The sequence below is a fragment of the Micromonospora cremea genome, from assembly GCF_900143515.1.
GTDB lineage: Bacteria > Actinomycetota > Actinomycetes > Mycobacteriales > Micromonosporaceae > Micromonospora > Micromonospora cremea.
In genome coordinates this window covers 3,317,791-3,333,659 of record NZ_FSQT01000002.1, presented here as the reverse complement: position 1 = coordinate 3,333,659, position 15,869 = coordinate 3,317,791, and the positions used below count along the sequence as shown (strand labels likewise).

The 15,869-nt window shown below is 71.7% G+C and carries 15 protein-coding genes; 7 read left to right on the top strand and 8 right to left on the bottom strand.

What is annotated here, in order from left to right; genetic code table 11:
- Positions 1-76: 76 nt before the first annotated feature.
- Positions 77-760 carry a response regulator transcription factor gene (locus tag BUS84_RS29120; RefSeq protein WP_074317356.1) on the top strand — a complete coding sequence of 228 codons (684 nt, stop codon included), beginning with the start codon at positions 77-79 and terminating at the stop codon, positions 758-760.
- Between the two features lie 6 nt (positions 761-766).
- A complete protein-coding gene (locus tag BUS84_RS29115) occupies positions 767-2,248 on the top strand; it encodes a sensor histidine kinase (RefSeq protein WP_074317355.1) in 1,482 nt (493 codons plus the stop codon).
- Positions 2,249-2,285: 37 nt separating this feature from the next.
- On the opposite strand, the gene BUS84_RS29110 is transcribed toward BUS84_RS29115, so the two are convergent.
- Positions 2,286-3,245: a TAXI family TRAP transporter solute-binding subunit gene (locus BUS84_RS29110; protein ID WP_074317353.1), complete on the bottom strand. Its 960-nt coding sequence runs from the start codon at positions 3,243-3,245 to the stop codon at positions 2,286-2,288.
- 613 nt (positions 3,246-3,858) lie between these two features.
- On the opposite strand from BUS84_RS29110, the gene BUS84_RS29105 reads away from it, so the two are divergent.
- Both BUS84_RS29105 and BUS84_RS29100 read left to right on the top strand, forming a co-directional pair.
- On the top strand, positions 3,859-5,280 hold the full coding sequence (locus BUS84_RS29105; protein ID WP_143728556.1) for a hypothetical protein: 1,422 nt from the start codon (positions 3,859-3,861) through the stop codon (positions 5,278-5,280).
- 900 nt (positions 5,281-6,180) lie between these two features.
- Positions 6,181-6,336 (top strand): cellulose binding domain-containing protein, encoded by a 156-nt coding sequence (locus BUS84_RS29100; protein ID WP_342199599.1) that lies wholly within the window; start codon positions 6,181-6,183, stop codon positions 6,334-6,336.
- 49 nt (positions 6,337-6,385) lie between these two features.
- Here the strand turns inward: BUS84_RS29100 and BUS84_RS29095 are convergent, their stop codons facing one another.
- The 3 genes from BUS84_RS29095 to BUS84_RS29090 form a co-directional block, all read right to left on the bottom strand.
- Complete coding sequence (locus BUS84_RS29095) at positions 6,386-7,351, bottom strand: golvesin C-terminal-like domain-containing protein (protein WP_074317349.1); 966 nt, start codon at positions 7,349-7,351, stop codon at positions 6,386-6,388.
- Positions 7,351-7,503: a hypothetical protein gene (locus BUS84_RS38740; RefSeq protein ID WP_167627085.1), complete on the bottom strand. Its 153-nt coding sequence runs from the start codon at positions 7,501-7,503 to the stop codon at positions 7,351-7,353. The genes BUS84_RS29095 and BUS84_RS38740 overlap by 1 nt, the downstream gene beginning before the upstream one ends.
- A 126-nt stretch (positions 7,504-7,629) precedes the next feature.
- A complete protein-coding gene (locus BUS84_RS29090; protein WP_074317347.1) occupies positions 7,630-8,415 on the bottom strand; it encodes an aldo/keto reductase in 786 nt (261 codons plus the stop codon).
- A gap of 94 nt (positions 8,416-8,509) precedes the next feature.
- Between BUS84_RS29090 and BUS84_RS29085 the strand changes: the two genes are divergently transcribed.
- Positions 8,510-9,559 (top strand): DNA polymerase ligase N-terminal domain-containing protein, encoded by a 1,050-nt coding sequence (locus BUS84_RS29085; protein WP_074317345.1) that lies wholly within the window; start codon positions 8,510-8,512, stop codon positions 9,557-9,559.
- Between the two features lie 14 nt (positions 9,560-9,573).
- Positions 9,574-10,764: a threonine synthase gene (locus BUS84_RS29080; RefSeq protein WP_074317343.1), complete on the top strand. Its 1,191-nt coding sequence runs from the start codon at positions 9,574-9,576 to the stop codon at positions 10,762-10,764.
- Between the two features lie 52 nt (positions 10,765-10,816).
- Here the strand turns inward: BUS84_RS29080 and BUS84_RS29075 are convergent, their stop codons facing one another.
- The 4 genes from BUS84_RS29075 to BUS84_RS29060 form a co-directional block, all read right to left on the bottom strand.
- Positions 10,817-11,191: a pectate lyase gene (locus tag BUS84_RS29075; protein WP_244298764.1), complete on the bottom strand. Its 375-nt coding sequence runs from the start codon at positions 11,189-11,191 to the stop codon at positions 10,817-10,819.
- Between the two features lie 19 nt (positions 11,192-11,210).
- Positions 11,211-13,010 carry a glycoside hydrolase family 15 protein gene (locus tag BUS84_RS29070; protein WP_074317341.1) on the bottom strand — a complete coding sequence of 600 codons (1,800 nt, stop codon included), beginning with the start codon at positions 13,008-13,010 and terminating at the stop codon, positions 11,211-11,213.
- Between the two features lie 48 nt (positions 13,011-13,058).
- Entirely contained in the window at positions 13,059-13,451 is a 393-nt protein-coding gene (locus BUS84_RS29065) for a cupin domain-containing protein (protein WP_074317339.1), read from the bottom strand.
- A 327-nt stretch (positions 13,452-13,778) separates the two neighbouring features.
- On the bottom strand, positions 13,779-14,672 hold the full coding sequence (locus BUS84_RS29060) for a sulfotransferase domain-containing protein (protein WP_074317337.1): 894 nt from the start codon (positions 14,670-14,672) through the stop codon (positions 13,779-13,781).
- Between the two features lie 91 nt (positions 14,673-14,763).
- Here BUS84_RS29060 and BUS84_RS29055 point away from each other — a divergent pair, with 91 nt between their 5' ends.
- Complete coding sequence (locus tag BUS84_RS29055) at positions 14,764-15,864, top strand: beta family protein (RefSeq protein ID WP_074317335.1); 1,101 nt, start codon at positions 14,764-14,766, stop codon at positions 15,862-15,864.
- The last annotated feature ends 5 nt before the right edge of the window (positions 15,865-15,869 follow it).

The window sequence follows — 15,869 nt, the reverse complement described above, 5'->3', positions numbered from 1 at the left end:
ATGCCCTGGATGTCAGAGGAATCCCAAGAACTCGGGGCTGACATGGGCGTCGATCCGGGCCGTACAATCCGCCGGTATGCGGATAACCGTCATCGAGGATGACGACCGCGTGGCGCGGGGTCTGGTGACCGTCCTGGCCCAGGCGGGCTTCGAGGTCCACCGCATCGCCACCGCCGCGGAGGCCGTGCGTGCCGCGCCGTCCGACGTAGTCCTCGTCGACCTGGGCCTGCCCGACGGCGACGGGCTCGACGTGATCCGCAGGCTGCGTGACCGCCCGGAGACCGCGGTCATCGCGGTGACCGCGCGGTCCGAGGAGCACGAGCGGGTCCGTGGCCTGCGCGCCGGCGCCGACGACTACATCGTCAAGCCGTTCGGCATCCCCGAGTTGCTGGCCCGGATCGACGCCGTCCTGCGGCGTACCCGGGCCGCTCGTGCCTTGAGCCACCCGGATGAGCCGCTCGTCCTCGGCCCGATGCGGATCGGCGTCGGCACCCGCGAGGTCACCGTCCGCGGCACACCCGTGCCGTTGACCCGCAAGGAGTTCGAGTTGCTCCTGCTGCTGGCCCGGCGGGCGCCGAACGTGGTCAGCCGCGACGTCATCCTCGACCAGATCTGGGGCGCGACCTGGGAGTCGTCGAGTCGCACCCTGGATACCCACATCGCGGCGTTGCGGCACAAGGTGGGGCCGGACGTGGTCATCCGCACGATCCACGGTGTCGGCTATCGGCTCCTGGCCGACCAGCCGGAGATGATCGGCTGACGCGCCGTGCGCCGCCGCCTGCTCGTCGTCCTGGTTCCCCTCGCGGTGCTGCTCGTCGCGGCGCTCGGGGTGCCGCTCAGCGTCACCGTGGCCGAGCGGGAGATGCAGGAGACGTACGTCAACCGGCTCAACGACGTCGGCCGGTTCGCGTCGCTGGCCGAGACCGCGCTGTCGAGGGGGCGGACCGAGGCGCTGCAGCTGGAGCTGACGCGCTACCACGAGCTCTACGGCATCCCGGTCGCGGTGATCGACACGTCGGGCGAGGTGCTGCTCGGGCCGGCCGGTAAGTACCAGGAGGCGGCGCGCGCCGAGCCGGCGTTGCCCCGGATCGTGACCGCGGCGCTGGCCGGCGCGCGGTCCGAACCGTCCTGGGAATGGGCGCCATGGGACGACTCCGCACTCGTGGTGGCCGAGCCGGTGGGCCGGGACAGTGAGGTCGTCGGCGCCGTCGTGACGATCTCCGACCTGTCGGCGACGCGTGAACGCATCCTCGTGCGCTGGGCCCGGCTCGCCGGGCTCGGGCTGCTGCCGTTGATCGCGCTGGCGGCCGTCGCCTGGCCGGTGTCGGCGTGGGTGCTGCGGCCGGTGCGGAAGCTGGACGCGGCGACCTCGCGGATCTCCGAGGGCGACCTGACGATCCGCGCCGACGCCGAGGCCGGCCCGGTCGAGCTGCGGCGGCTGGCGGCGTCGTTCAACACCATGATGGACGCCGTCGAGAACGCCGCGCAGCGGCAGCGGGCGTTCGTGTCCGACGCGTCGCACCAGTTGCGCAACCCGTTGACCAGCCTCCGGCTCGCGGTGGAGAGCCTCGAACCGCACCTGCGGCCGCAGGGCGGCGGGCGGCAGGTGTACGACGTGGCCGTCGACGAGCTGAAGGCGATGCAGCGGATGCTGAACTCGCTGCAGGCCAGCGCGCGGATGGAGAGCATGCGGACGGCGTCGCCGGTGGACCTTGACGCGGTGCTGGCGACCCGGGTCGACCGGTGGCGGGCGTTGACGGCGACGGCGGGGCAGACACTGGCGGTCGACGTCCCGCCGGGGTTGCGGCTGCTGGAGCCGCCGGGCGGACTGGGCAGCATCCTGGACGAGCTGATCAGCAACGCGTTGCGGCTCTCGGGCGCGCGGGTGGTGGAGGTGACCGCCCGGATCGTCCCCGATGGTGCGGGCGCCGGACCGGGCACGGGCTCCCCGTCCGGCGGCGTGGTCACGATTGCTGTCCGGGACGACGGCCAGGGGATCGACGTATCCGAGCGGACCCAGGCGCTACGACGGTTCTGGCGGTCGCCGCGGCACCAGAACGTGTCCGGGACCGGCCTGGGACTGGCGATCTGCGCCGACCTGGTCGGCGCGGCCGGAGGCGAGCTACGGCTGGAGGACGGACTGCCGCGTCCGGACGGCTCCGGGCACGGGTTCGCCGCGGTGGTGGCGTTGCCGGCCGTTCCGCGGGTGCCGTCGTCGTCCGGCGCGCCGGCTCCGTCGCCGGTCTGAGAATCCGATCCCGTCGCCGGCCCGCCGCTGTCCCAGGTCAGCGCTTGCGGTCGCGGAACCAGGCGGCCGCGCCCGGATGGAGTGGGACCGATCCGGTGGAGATCCCGGTGCGCGCGTTGATCTGCCAGGCTTCGGGAAGGGCTTCGGCGCCGTCGCGGCTGGCGGAGGTGATCGTGCCGGTGTGCGTGAAGATCGTGTCGGTGATGGCGTAGACCAGGTCGTCGGGCAGGTCGTTGCGCGCGAGCAGCACGTTCGGCACGGCGACGGTGCGGGTGGCCGGGACGCCGGCGTAGGCGGTCGCGGGGATCATGGCCGGAGCGTAGGGACCGGGGTACGCGGTGAAGAGCGCGTCCGCCTGTGCGTCCAACGGGATCAGCCGGATCGTGTGCCGCTGCGCCAGCTCGGTGATGGCGGGTGTCGGGACGCCGGTCAGGGAGAACATCGCGTCGATCGTGCCGTCGCGCAGTGCCGCCGCCGATTCGGCCTGGCTGAGGTACCGGCCGTCGGCTTTCACCGGGCCGAGCTTCAGAACCCGCAGCGACGTGAACTCCGTGCCCGAGTCGTGGGCGCCGAGGGATATGCGCTTGCCCGCGAGGTCCCGGAACGCTTCGATCGCCGAACCGGCCATGACCACGAGATGCAGGTGACTGTCGTAGAGCCGGCAGATCGCCGAGAGCCCCTCGGGCGCGCTGCCGTCGGTCGTGATCAGCGCGTCCAAACTCGTCAGCCCGAGGTGCACCTCGCCGGCTCGCAACATCCGGATGTTGTCGGTGGACGCCCCGCTCGGCACGGTGGTCACCGTGGCACCCTGCACCTGCTCGGAAATGTGTTCGGCAAGCGCACCGCCGATGCGCCGGTACACCGCCCCCGCCGGCCCGGTGGCGAGTCGCAGGTGGACCTTGTCGACCTCGGGCTGCGGTGAGCAACCGACGAGCAGCCCTCCGGCGGCCAGGAGCACCGCCCGCCGGCTGAACCGCACCTCCGGGTTCAGCACCATGCCGAGATGATACGGACGGCGTCGGCGGGCTGCTGGTGCGCGCGATCCACGGCGCGGTGCAGGACATACCTACCAACGCGACGGCCGCCGCAATCCAGCTCTGCTCCAGCTGCTGAGGACAGTTCCCGCCCATTTGATCTGGATGGTCGGGAACCAGGGCCGCCTACATCTAAATGAAGCGAGTCACGTTCACCTTTGGGGGACTCATCCGGGCGCGCCGTCGTCGCGCTGGCCTTCAGGGACCGGGACCGGGCCGACCACTGGGTTCAGGCCCGGTGCTCGGCTTCGGGGTTCGGGGTCCGGGTTCCAGCTCTCACGCCGAAGACCCTCGTAGCTTTTTTCTTAACACGGGCAGACCACCGTCCGGATCGGATCAGACAAACGCAGGACCGTGAAGACTCGGAGTTTGACGAAGGTCACTCGAAGTCGATAGCCTCCTGATCAACCATTTCGGCCGTGACCCTAACCACCAGCCTTTTACCCCTAGCTGGAAGCCGCAGAGATCGTCTCATTAACGGTCTAGCCCGTATATTGCGGCTCCGGGTTGACGCTCGGCTGACGGACGGTGGTGGAGGAACGCGCCAACAGAGCAGTCGCGAGGAGGAGGTAACGGATGTTTGGTCCGCAGAGGACTCTCGGATCGCGCCGAACTCGGTTCACCATCGCAGTGCTGGCCACAACGATCATGGTGGTCCCGTTGGCCGCGCCGGCGGCCGCCGGCACGGCCGGCATGGCCAGCACGGCCGTGCAGGAGCCCACGGTCGTCGGGGCATACACGCAGGTGACGGTGGACGGCCGGTATGTCGGCCGAGGACTGGAAGGCGTCGGGCACGCACTGACGGCCTACGCCGCGATACACAAGGTGACCGGTGACCCCCATCAGCGGGCGGTTTTCGAGGCGCTCCTCGACCGCATGCTGACCGCCCGCCCCTCTCACATGAACGCGCTGTTGGGGGCGCAAGTGCTCGAGGACCCGTTCCTGCTCTCACACCCGGCGCTGGTCACGAACGTGCGCGGATTCGCCAGCGGGCTGGTCGAGAAATTCGCCGCAACTCCCGAGCAGATTCTGCGTCAGGGTGACATCCGAACGCTGACCGGCAACGCCAGCTTCCTGGTTGCATACGCCAAGTTCCTCGAGAATGAGTTCCGCGAAGCCCACGGTCAGGCTCGCGTCGACCTGTGGTCCGAATTGCGGGACATCGACGAAGTCGGTACGGCGCTGCTGGACCGGCTGGTCGAGCTGCAGTTCACGCTCGGCGAGGCTACCGACCGCTTCAACAACCCAAGGCTCGTAGGCGGGTTCCCGCACCTCGTCGACACCGCGGACGGCACGATGGGTTCATGGGACGTGACGAATTGGTCCCCCGCGATGCTGTCGATCGAGCAGTACTCGGCCGTCCGTGCCCTCGCAGAGGGGTTCGGGCGCTACCACCGGCCGGCCTACGAGCGAGCCGCTGCCGCAGCCGCGCGGCCGCTGCTGGCCACCGACGAGATCGACCCGGAGCTCATCTATGCCGGCAGCCCTGCCGGATTCCCGCTCGACGGCGCAGACTTTCAGTTCGGCGAGGAGACCGGTGAGCACCCCTACCTGATCACCTACGGCTGGTCGCCGAACGCGATCGGCGACCTCGGCACAGCACTGAAGGCCCTGATCGACAACCGGGTGACGGTGCCTCGCTCGCCGAAGTGGGCCGAAACGTACTGGAAGGGCAGCCCGCCGGACTCGATCCTCGACCCACGATCGTTCCGGGATGGTCTGGCGGCCAAGGTGGCCTATACCCATCGGTTCATGGAGGCGACGCAGCTGCCGGTACCAAGCGACTTCGCCTGGATCGACGTTCCCCATGCGACGTTCCCCGGCACCGGGGACGATGACATCCATCGGGGCGGCTGGTACGACGGGTCGGGGCGAGGCGCCATGTCGGCGGTCTATTCGCGCATCGCTATCCACGGGTACGTCGCGAGCGGTGGCCGAAATGTCGAGCTGCTCATGCGCGCCGGCCAGTGGTGGGACAATATGATCGTCTGGACGTAAAAGCCCTCGCCAAAACGCCCACGCCTGGACTCGCCGCGCTTCCGGGCCTGGGCGTTTGGCCGGCGAGGTCGGCACGGCGAATCTCGGTACCCCAGGCCTGGCACGGTAGGCCGCCGCGACGGTAGACAAACAACCGCGCCCCAGGCCGCCGGCATAAGCCGGCGGCCTGGCAACGTCGCAAGCCAGCGCGGAAGACTGCCTTGGTAACGAGGATCAGCCCAGCCCCGGCCACAGGGGCTGGGAATAGCAGTGCGGCGAGCGGCGTCGGCCTCCCCCGGATCCGGGCGTACGCCGCACCGGGGTCGGTCGTCACGGAGCGGGTCCGCGCCGAGCTGGGCGCGTAGCAGCTGGGCGTCGTGTGGCCAGGCGGGCCGCAACGGGTGGCGCGCCTGGCGGGCGCATCGCGCCCCCGCTCGACCGGCGAGTCAGCGGCCCGCGTGGCCTGCCGCTGACCAAACCCCGCGGCGGCGCCGGACCGTGGACGTCGGCGCCAGGCGTCGACCCCCCGCGTGGCGTCGCCGCAGTGCTCGGTCGGGCGCGCTTTCGCCCCGCAACCCGGTCGACGGCCGATGTTTCATCACCGGGCCGTGGTCGAGCCGGGACGGCTACGGTCCGCCCTTGCCGCGATCTCTTGTCGGGCGTAGGAAGAACACCAGCCCCACCCTCGGCTCCGGCTCTGTCCCAGGCTCCTCCCACCACCCTCGGCTCAGTGGGTCAGTCCACTCCGCCCACCGTCGAAGGAGATGCCTGTGACCCTTCCCGTACGACTCCGTCTCGCCGTGTCCGTGCTGGTGACTGCCGGCGCCGTGCTGTTCGGCACGGCCTGCCCAGCGGACAGCAGGTCACCAGCCGTGGAACGCCACGGTGAGCCAGAGCGGGTCCACGGTGACCGCGCGGAACTTGAACTGGAACGGCACGCTCGCGCCGGGAGGCACGGCCAGCTTCGGCTACCAGGGGACGTTGAGCGGGGCCTACTCGTCGCCGACCAGTTTCTCGCTCAACGGGGGCTGCCTGCTCCCGTACCTGAGCACGACGTCCGGTGGGGCGCGCTCGTGACGAGCGCGCCCCACCGGACGAGTCGGCGGCCCGGTCGCTACCGCCCTCGTCAGACCCGGGTGAGCCGGACGGCGTCGGCGATGATCAGGCCGGTGGCGTTGCTCCACCGGCTCACGCCCACCCGGTTGGCGTCCCCGGCCGGCAGCGTGAACGTGCCGAGGACCCGCCACTGCCCGCCGGTGATCCGTTGGTCGACGCGGACCGTCTGGTTGCCGGTGGTGGTCGCGATGATGTACGGCGCGGCGCTGTTGTAGCCGGAGTTCGCTGGCCACCAGGCCTCGACCCGGTAGCTGGCGGTGGCCGGTACGGCGAACCGGTACCACGCGACGTCGCTGGCCGCGACCGGGTCCGCGTACCGGTAGTCGGCGCCGTACCGCTGGCCGGAGTACGACGACACGCCCCAGTTGGCGCTGGCGGTGAACCGGCCGGCGGTGGTGTTGTCCACAGTGGAGGACCATGCGGTGCCGCCGCCGGCCATCTTCGCGGCGACGTCGGCCCGCATCACGTTCAGGTCGATGAAGGACGGGTCGATCTTGCCGGTGGTGCTGGTCTCCCGGTGCCCCCGGGCGTAGCTGCTGTCCCTGCCCAGCCGGGTGAGCACGGCGGCGGTGGCGGCGATCGACGCGTTGTACTGCGCGGCGGTCATCTCCTGGTTGACGCCGTTGTAGTCGATCTCCCACCCGATCATCAGCGTGTTGCCGTCTCCCGTCGGGATCGGCCCGCTGCCGCCGCTGACTCCGGCGTGGTTGCACCGTCCGGCCGAGATGACGTGGAACACCCCGTTGTAGTCGACCAGCGCCTGGCAGAGCGGGCCGGCCAGGTCGGGCCGGCCGTTGATGCAGATCCCGAGCGCGGGGTGCGGGTTGCTGGCGCTCGAGGTCGAGGCAGTGTGGTGCCAGAGCACCCCGATCGGGTCGAAGGAGCCGGGCCGCATCCGGTTGAGCCAGTCTCCCTCGACGACGACCTGGACCGCGGCGGCGCGCAGCACGTCCACCAGCCAGGGGATGGTGGCCATCAGGAGCCGCCGAGCAGGTCGGCCAGGCACTCGGGCTTCGGCGCGGCGCTCGCCGGGGTGGGCCGGACGACGGTGGTCAGCGCGGCGGCCACCAGGGCGGGGATGGCGAGCATCCCTCGGCGGCGCAGACGGATGGATGGTGACCGGGCCATGGCGATCCTCCAGCGACGGCGGGTTCGAACGCATCGACGAACGTGATGACGGGCACGCTATACCGTCACGAGCGTCGATGTCGATGCCCTTCATCACCAAGCCGCGCTCTGAAGGAATTCGCCGTATCAGATGCTGCCGAGCGCGTCGATCTCGCGCATCTCCTCCGCCGTCAGCGAGAAGTGGAAGACGTCGAAGTTGGCGGTGATCCGCTCCGGGGTCACCGACTTCGGGATCACCACGATCTCGTGGTCGATGTGCCAGCGGAGCACCACCTGCGCCGGCGAAACGCCGTGCGCGCCGGCGATCCCGGTGAGGACCGGGTTGCTCAGGTCGGTGGTCTTGAACGGGCTGTACCCCTCCAGCACCACGCCCCGGTCCCGGTGCTCGGCGTGCCGCTGCCGGTCGTACAACATCGGGCCCCACCGGATCTGGTTGACCGCCGGATTCTCCTCGGTCGACTGGATCAGCTCGTCGATCTGTGCCGTGCTGTAGTTGCTGACCCCCACCGCCCGGGTCAGGTTCTCGTCCCGGGCGGCCAGCAGCTCCCGCCACATTGGGATGCTGTCGATGGCGGACGGCGGCCAGTGGATCAACCAGAGATCCACCTGGTCGATGCCGAGCGCCTCCAGACTGGCCTCCAGCGTCTCCCGCTCCCGACCCACCCGGTCCGGCGGGACCTTGGTGGTGATGAAGAGGTCCTCGCGGCGCAGCCCACTCTCCTTCACCGCCCGGCCGACCTCGCGCTCGTTGCCGTACAGGGTGGCGGTGTCGAGGTGCCGGTAGCCGGTGTCGAGCGCGGCCAGCACCGCGTCGTAACCGGCCTGGCCGGTGGCCTTCCAGGTGCCGAAACCGAGCAGGGGCATCCGCACGTCACCGGGGAGCAGGACGGTGGGCTGGTCCGTGTTGTCCATATGGACCGTTCTACTCCGCCCCGCACCCGGCCGTCGAGCGAACCGGACACTCCGGTGTCCAGCGCGACGGTCCGGTTTACCGGAGAATGCGGGTGTGACGGACCGGCTGGAGGAGTACCGGCGTCGGCGGGACGCGGCCCGCACACCCGAGCCGGTGCCGGCCCGGAGCCCGACGGCGGCCGGCCCCGGCGACGGCGCCGCCCGCTTCGTCATCCAGCAGCACCACGCCCGCAGCCTGCACTGGGACCTGCGCCTGGAGCATGAGGGGGTGCTGGCGTCCTGGGCGGTGCCGCGCGGCCTGCCCCGCGATCCCGGCCGCAACCACCTCGCGGTGCACACCGAGGACCACCCCATGGAGTACCTCGACTTCCACGGTGAGATCCCCGCCGGCGAGTACGGCGGCGGCCGGATGGTCGTCCACGACCGGGGCACCTACCGCGCGGAGAAGTGGCGCGACGACGAGGTGATCGTGACCCTCGCCGGCGAGCGGACCACCGGGCGGTACGTGCTGTTCGCCACCGGCGGCCGGGACTGGATGGTCCGGCGTACCGACCCGGCCCCACCCGGCTGGACGCCGATGCCCGAGCTGGTCCGCCCGATGCACGCCACGCCCGCTGTGGGGCTCCCTCGGGACCGCGCCGAGTGGGGCTATGAGCTGCGCTGGGACGGGGTCCGGGCGATGGCGTACGTCTCCGGCGGGCGGCTGCGGCTGCTCTCGGAGACCGACGAGGAGATCACCGGCGGATACCCGTGGCTGCGCGCGCTCGCCGAGACGCTGGCACCGACCGAGGCGGTGCTGGACGGTGTGCTGGTCCGCATCGACGGTGCCGGCCGGGTTCGCCCGGCACGCCCGAGCAGCGGCGGCCGGGTCCCGGCCGGTGCCCAGTACCTGCTCGTCGACCTGCTCTGGCTCGAGGGCGTGAGTAGCGTGGACGTGCCGTACGCGCAACGCCGGGAGCTGCTCGACGGGCTGGCGCTGACCGGTACGCACTGGCAGACTCCGCCGTGGTTCCCCGGCGCCGGGGACGAGGCGCTGCGCACCGGGCGGGAGCAGGGCCTGCCCGGCGTGATCGCCAAGCGGCTGGACTCGGTGTACGAGCCGGGCGGGCGCAGCCGGCGCTGGCTCAGCATCGATGCGGTCTGACGGCGAGGAGCGACGTGTACCTGACCCACCTGGACTGCCCGCGCTGCGGCCGGGAGCACGCCGCCGACCAGTTGCACAACCTCTGCGACTGCGGCTCCCCGCTGCTGGCCCGCTACGACCTGCCGGCGGTGGCCAAGGCGGTCACTCCGGAGCACTTCCCGCTGCGCCCGGCCGACCTGTGGCGCTACCGGGAGCTGCTGCCGGTCGCCGACCCCCGACACGTCACCACGCTCGGCGAGGGCTGGACGCCACTGCTGCGCGTGCCGACGTACGGCGCCGAGATCGGCATCGAGGACCTGATGGTCAAGGACGAGGGGCTGATCCCGACCGGCTCGTTCAAGGCGCGCGGCGCCGCGGTGGGCGTGAGCCGGGCCCGCGAGCTGGGCGTGGAGCGGATCGCGATGCCCACCAACGGCAACGCCGGATCGGCCTGGGCGACGTACGCGGCGCGGGCCGGGATGGCGGCCACCATCGTCATGCCGTTGGCGGCGCCGACCATCTGCCGGCGTGAGTGCGTCGCAGCCGGCGCCGACCTGCGCCTGATCGACGGGCTGATCAGCGACGCGGGCCGGCGGGTGGCCGAGCTGATCGCGGAGTCCGCCGGGGCGATCTTCGACGCCGGCACGCTTCGCGAGCCCTACCGGCTCGAGGGCAAGAAGACGATGGGGTACGAGATCGTCGAGCAGCTCGGCTGGCAGGCGCCCGATGTGATCATCTACCCGACGGGCGGCGGTGTCGGGCTGATCGGCATCCACAAGGCACTGCACGAGCTGCGCGACCTGGGTTGGATCGGCGACAAGCTGCCCCGGTTGGTGGCGGTGCAGTCGACCGGCTGCGCGCCGATCGTGCGGGCCTTCGCCGCCGGCGAGGAGCGGGCCCAGCCGTGGGCCGACGCCCACACCGTGGCCTTCGGCATCACCGTGCCGGCGCCGCTGGGCGACGAGTTGATCCTGGCCGCGCTGCGGGCCTCCGCCGGCACCGCCGTCGCCGTCGACGACGCGGACATCCTGGCCGATCTGCGGGACTTCGCCGCCCGGGAGGGGCTGCTGCTCTGCCCGGAGGGGGCCGCTTGCCTGACCGCTGCGCGGCAGTTGCGCGCCGGCGGTTGGATCCGGGCCGGTGAGCGGGTGGTGGTGCTCAACACCGGCGCGGGGCTGAAGTATCCGGAGACCGTGGACGTCTCCGGCGTACCCGTGCTGGCCTGAGCTGGCGGGTGCCCCGCGGACCGGGCGGTCCGCGGGGTGCCGCTGTGTCGGCCTACTGGTAGGTGATGTCGGACGGTGCGTAGAGGCAGTTGACGCCGTCGGCGCCCTCCCGGATCTCGACCGGCTCGCTGCCCTTGGGCACGCCGCGGTACTTGACGCAGATCGAGGTGTGCCGGTCGGGGTCGCCGACGATGGTGATCCGGCTGAACCGGGCGGTGTCGCCCCAGTTGGTGTTGATGCCGGCGATCGCGTCGGTGTCCCGAACGACCACGTTGTCGATCACCACGTGTCGCTGGTACGAGGTGGAGCAGTTGCCGCAGGCCCGGTAGAGCTTGCCGGCGTTCTCCACCCGGAAGTTCTTGATGTGCACGGTGCCGGAGCCGTTGTGCTGGAAGACCTTGTCGCTGGCCGAGATCGTCGCATCCACCTTCTGGCGGGCGACCGGTTCAGAAGCTGTACGGCTCGGTCAGCCGCCAGGCCGCGTTGATCAGGCCGATGTGCGACAGCGCCTGCGGAGTGTTGCCGAGCTGCACCCCGGTGGTCAGGTCGATCTGCTCGCTGAACAGGCCCACGTCGTTGGCCTGCCCGATCACCCGCTCGAACAGCTCCTTGGCGCGGCGCCGCTCACCCGCCAGCACCAGGCACTCCACCAACCAGAACGAGCAGAGCACGAAACCGGCCGGGTCGGTCGACCAGCGCCGGACCAACCCGTCGTCGGTGCCCAACTCCCGCTCCACCACCTTGATGGTGGAGCGCATCCGCGGATCGGAGGCCGGCAGGAAGTGCACCACCGGCAGGAAGAGCGCCGAGGCGTCCAGCTCGGCCGAGCCGAACGCGCCGGTGAACGAGCCCATCCGCTCGTTCCAGCCCCGCCGGAGCACCTCATCGCGGATCTCGTCGCGGATCCTGGCCCAGCGATCCGGGTCGGCCCGCTCGCCGAGCCGGTCGGCGAGCCGCACCGCCCGGTCCATGGTCAGCCAGCAGAGCACCTTGGAGGAGAGGTAGTGCTTCTCCGGGCCGCGGGCCTCCCACATGCCCTGGTCGGGCAGGTGCCAGGTGGTCGCCACCTGTTCGGTCAGCCCGAGCACCATCTCGCGCAGCTCCCCGTCGAACGTCCCGCCCAGGTAGTCGCGCAGCCGCCAGACCGCCGACAACACCTCCCCCGGCACGTCCAGCTGCCGCTGCTGCCACGCGTCGTTGCCGATCCGGACCGGCCCGCTGCCGGCATAGCCGCGCAGCTGCGCGCAGTCGTGCTCGGTGAGGTCCCGCTCCCCCTCCAGCCCGAACAGCACCGGCACCGGCTCATCGCCGATGCGGCCGATCGATCGGGACACCCAGGCGAACAGCCGAGACGCCTCGTGGGGACAGGCCGCCACCCAGAGCGCGCGCATGGTCATCGAGAAGTCGCGCAGCCAGGAGAAGCGGTAGTCGTAGTTGCGGTCGCCGCCGATCCGCTCCGGCAGGGACGTGGTCAGCGCGGCGGTGATCGCGCCGCTGCGGGCGTACGTGAGACCGGTCAGCACGGTCGCGCTGTGCCGGACCTGCGCGGGGTACCGGCCCGGGTACTGGTGCGGCTCCCGGTACGCCTCCCACGCAAGTACCGTGTCGGCGAGCGCGGCCACCGGGTCCAGCCGGACCGGCGGGGCGCCGTACGTCGCGGCGTACGCCACGTCCACCCCGATCACCTGGCCGGCGGAGACCTCGAACTCGTGGGTCACCCGGTCCCGGCCGGCCCGCAGCGGGAGCTCGGCAGAGCGCAGCAACAGTGTCACCGGGCCCGCGGCGGCCGCGATCGCGCCGTCGGGCTGCTCGTGCAGGTACGGGGTGAGCAGGCCGTACTCCGGGCGGGGTGCGAAGTCCAGCGCCATGCGGACCCGGCCCGACAGCCCCTCGACCACCCGGATCAGCACGGCGGGTGAGTTGATGCCGAGTTCGTGCGCGCGGGCGCCGAACTCGGCGGCGAGCGCGTCGGTGACTGCCACGCTGCCCTGCGGGGTGTGGTGCACCGTGCGTAACACCAGGGTGTCGGGCTGGTACGCGCGCTCCACCCGGTGCCCCTGACCGCCCACGCCCACCGGCGCCAACCGGAAGTGTCCGGCGTGCGGGTCGAGCAGGCGCCCGAACACGGAGGCGCCGTCGAATCGGTGCGGACACCACCAGTCGATCGAACCGTCCTTGCCGACCAGGGCACCGGAGCGGGAGTCGGACAGGAATCCGTAGTCGGAGATCGCCGGCTGCTGCTCCACCCGCCGCGGGTACCCGGATCGGCCCGGATCAGACCGCCGTCGGTTGCGTCACGCGGTGGGTGGCTCGTCCTCGCCGGCCTCCTCGGCCGCGTCGGCCTCCTCCTTGGTCCGGTGTACGGCCTGGTCGGCGTGCTCCGGAGGGCCGTAGACGGTGTAGAGCACCAACGGGTTGGGTCCGGTGTTGACGAAGTTGTGCCTGGTGCCGGCCGGCACCACGACCAGGTCGCCCGAGACGACCTCCCGCTTCTCGCCGGCGACCCGGGCCTCGCCGGTGCCGCTGACGAAGGTCAGGATCTGGTCGATGCCCTCGTGCACCTCCTCGCCGATCTCCCCGCCCGGCGGGATGGTCATGATGACCAACTGGGTGTGCTGACCCGTCCACAGCACCCGCCGGAAGTCCGGGCTCTTCTCGGCGACGGTCGCGATCGTGAAATGCTCCATGCCGGGCTCATACCCCGTTCGGCGGCGCGTCACGCCGGGACTCGCAGATGGTGGAATTCCCCACGGTTGGCAGGTTTGGATTCACGCCGGCCGGGGATCGACATGCCTGACCGGTGCGAGCGGCCGGTCGAGCCAGGTCCCTGCCGGCGTACCGCCGAACGGCTGCGGTGGTGGGAGACGGCCAGAGCGCGGCGACGTTCCGACCACGGTCGAAGCGGCGCCGTGCGCTCGTGTGCGCGCCCCGCTGGCGTGCCACGCCGGCCGCTCCGTGTTAACAAGGTGCCCCTGTACAACCGGAGGCGTTAATAAGGTGCCGTTCCTTCGGGGTCAGCCTTTGTGGTGCAGCCAGGCGAGCAGGTCCGGTGGCGCGAGCGCCGCTGTTCGCGCCCGGTAACGGGCCAGCGCGGCCGCGTCCAACAGGTCGCGCCCCTGCCCCGAGCCGCCATGACGGAAGAAAGCTCGGCGGTCGCGCAGCACAGCGAGGGTGTCCGGTGCGAGCCGGTCGGCGCGCTCCCGCATCCGGCCGAAGGTCGCCGCCTCGACCAGGTCGGGCCAGCGCTCGGGAGACACCGCCAGGCCCCACCGGGCGGCGAGCCGGCGCATCTGGCCGCCCAGGTCGGCCCGCAGGTCGTCATAGTGCACCAGCTCGACGTTCGGCTCGTGCCGGCGGGCCCAGGCGTCGCCCAGGTGCATCAGGACCCCGGGCAGCGAGTCCAGCTCGGCGCGCGGATCCGCCTCCCGGTCGACCCAGCTCGACAGCCACTGCCCCACCGGCACGCGTGCTCGCGGCGGTCCCGTTGGGGCGGGTTGGCCGGTCAGCTCGCTGAGCCGCATCCGGTCCAGATTGCCGCCCTGGTGGTACAGGGAGACCGCCATGTCCAGCGGGTGCCGGGCCACCACCACGTAGTGCACCCGGGGGTCGAGCGGTACGCCGTCCAGCGGCGTGTGCGTCTTGATGAACCGCCGGTGCGGCTGGGCGGCCAGCCGGCGGTACACCGCGTCCTGCGGCTCGATGAGCCAGTCCAGCCACGGTGACAGCTCGGTCAGCGGCGCCGGCAGGTCCGGCGTACCCAGCACGAGCAGCGCACAGATCATCTGCATCCAGGTGGTGCCGCTCTTGGATCGGGTGCTGATCACGATGTCGCCGTCCCGGAACGGGAAGCCGGCCCAGCGGGCGCTGTCCTCGTCGTCCGACCGGTAGCGGTGAGCTGGCGCGAGCATCGGGCGAGCGTAGTCGTCGAGCCGACAGCCGGGCAGCCGAATTCCGGCTCGACGGCCTATGACATATGCGAATGCCTGGCTACATTGAAGTATGGTGCCCGCCCACGGGAGACGGGCGGCGGAACCGGTCTACCGCCCCATTCTCGCCAGCCGGCGCGGCGAGCTGGACGCCCTGAGCCACCTCGACCCTGCGGCCGCCCCGATGCTCGCCCCGATCCTGGAGGTCGGCGCGGTCGACCGCGCGACAGTGGACGTCGTACGCCGCCTGCCGGTCGGGATGCTGCCCGCCGTCGACGTCAGCGCCCTGCCCGATGCCCCCGACACGGAGCTGGCCCGCTGGGGCGTACCGCTGGTCCCGGTGATCGGGCTCGCGGAGAGCGACCGCCGGCTGGCCGCGCACGGCGCGGCGGCGCGCGCGTACGCCCGGCGGGCGCTGGTCCGGCTTCGGGCCGGTCAGGACCGGGCCGGGCCGGACGAGAGCACCGCCGCCGTCGAGCGGATCTGGCGGTTCACCGGCCTGGCGCCGGAGGAGTGCGACCTGCTGGTGGACGCGGGGGACGTGTGCTGCCGGGCGGACGTGCGACTGGCCGAGCCGCGGGTACGCCGGCTGCTGGACTGGGCCCGTCGGCACGCCTGGCGGTCGGTGACGGTGGCGGCCGGCGGGATGCCGCCGACGCTGTCCCGGCTGCCCACCGACGAGCCGGTCCGGCTGGACCGCTGGGACTGGCAGCTCTGGCGGCGGCTCGTCGACGCCGGGGTCGGCTACGGCGACTACGGCGTCGGCCCGGCCGTACCCGGCACTGGTGACCCGGGTGACCGGTTGCCCACGGTGCGATACACGGCCGATGGTGGTTGGTGGGTCTACCGCTGGTCGCGGCGGGGCGGGCGGGGCGACGACCGGTTCGCTGACCTGTGCCGCACGTTGGTTTCCGCGCCGCACTGGCCGCGCACCGGCGCGGCCTTCTCGTGGGGGGATCACGAGCTGCTGCGTCGGGCCCGACGGGGCGCCGGGGCCGGCTCGGCCGCCAACTGGGCGGCCTGGAGCACGTCGCACCACCTAGCGCATGTGCTGACCGCGTTGCTGCATCCGGGCGGCGACGCGGCCCCGGGGTGGCACGCCCGGCCGGATCCGCCGCAGCGGGGGCGGTCGCTGCGGCAGTCGCGCGGCGGTGAGAGCCGCCGGGCAGGCTGAGCCCC